Genomic DNA, 1,685 nt, shown 5'->3' with positions numbered 1-1,685 from the left:
GCAACATGCTAATTTAGCATAATATTTTGTTAACTTTCTTGAATTCCTATTATTCTATCAGCTTTTATACCAAACTTATCGTTCTTCTTTATATGAATCTAATTTTTTAAATCCATTTATTGCATATTTTCCTTGCTTTGCATTTATGCAACGGCCTTTTTTATTAATTCCTCTGAATTCTTTATTTTTTGATATACTTTCTCAAATTGTTCAACATCCACCGTATACGTATTTACAAATCTAGCTATATCTTCATGTGTAAACGTTGATTTATAATGAGATAACGCCTTTATTGCTATATTTGGATCGTTATAGATCTTTTCTCCATTACGCCTTGCTATATCTTCATGTTCTAGCACTTTCTCACTATACCTTGCTCTACCATCATTTGGGCCGACCTTATTCTGTGGCTCTAGGTCTATACCACGCTCTTTATTACTCCTATGATCTATTTTTATATCTAGACCAGCTTTCGCTAAATGCTTATTTACACAATTAGCCCATTCTTCTCTCCAATTATATAAAATAGGTTGTTTATCCCATTCTACTACTTTTTTTCCGAAACCTTTTTCTGATATCTCTCTAGTTGTTAGCATTATATGTGCATGCGGCTGATCTCTACCATGACCTTTATGAATGCATAAATCTGCTATCATCCCAAGAGATATAAATTGATTTTTAACATACTCTTTTGCGAGTTTGATGTTTTGTTCTTCTGTAAGTTCTTTTGGTAATGATACTTCTATTTCTCTTGCTAATTGTGAATCTTTTCGCTTCTCAGAAGCTTCTACTTCATTCCATAATATTTCCCTATTTAAAAATTTCTCTGGTGCACTTTTTGATAACATAATTTCTTTATATAAAAGATCACTTTTATTACTATAATCAAATGTCTTATCTAATCTTTGATCATACAACTTCTCTGCCGATCTATATGCAGCTTTCCCCACCGCTGAATGACCTTTACTTCTTGTAAACATTTTATAACTAAAGTGACATATTGCCATATTATCTGTCTACAATATATCTATCCACAATATAATATTGCTGTACTTTTAAAATTAATATTTCAATAAATGCAATCTCACTTAATAAGTCAGCAAATATTAGATATTTAGCATTTTTAAAATTAATTAATAATTCTTTTAAACTAGCAATTTTTACAAAACGATATTGGGCATTTAATATACCAAAAGAGTTAATTTTGTATTTTTGCTTTCTCATTTCTTATTTTATCAAATACAATTTCTTATAAACAACTTATCCTATTTTTATTACAACTTATCCATATTTTATCTACACAGCTAATTACCATACTTAAAGGACTAAAGCATTTTTGTTGTTGCTTGCAACAACGTAGCGCGCAATTAATATCATTGAGATAAGTATATTTAGTTTATTTTTATTTGCGCTTCTTGTCAATATTTGTTATTAAAGGCCGTTGCATAAATGCAAAGCAAGGAAGATATGAATAAATGGATTTAAAAAATTAGATTCATATAAAGAAGAACGATAAGTTTGGTATAAAAGCTGATAGAATAATAGGAATTCAAGAAAATTAACAAAATATTATGCTAAATTAGCATGTTGCATGCCGATTTGCTGATCTTAGCCACACATATTTAAAGCTTTTAAGAGATTGAAGGCAATAGCTTTTAAAGTAACTTGAGCTTGCACTTTAGCAG

Annotated in this window: 2 protein-coding genes; both read right to left on the bottom strand. The window is 29.1% G+C overall.

The genetic code is table 11. From position 1 onward, the window contains the following. Window positions 1-143 precede the first annotated feature (143 nt). Complete coding sequence (gene mobQ, locus L8D11_RS05275) at window positions 144-1,007, bottom strand: MobQ family relaxase (RefSeq protein WP_272906059.1); 864 nt, start codon at window positions 1,005-1,007, stop codon at window positions 144-146. Between the two features lies 1 nt (window position 1,008). After that, on the bottom strand, window positions 1,009-1,224 hold the full coding sequence (locus L8D11_RS05270; protein ID WP_236870621.1) for a hypothetical protein: 216 nt from the start codon (window positions 1,222-1,224) through the stop codon (window positions 1,009-1,011). Window positions 1,225-1,685: the final 461 nt, after the last annotated feature.

The sequence above is a fragment of the Candidatus Bandiella numerosa genome (assembly GCF_021811875.1).
Classification (GTDB): domain Bacteria; phylum Pseudomonadota; class Alphaproteobacteria; order Rickettsiales; family Midichloriaceae; genus Aquirickettsia; species Aquirickettsia numerosa_A.
This window is presented reverse-complemented; position numbering and strand designations above follow the sequence as displayed.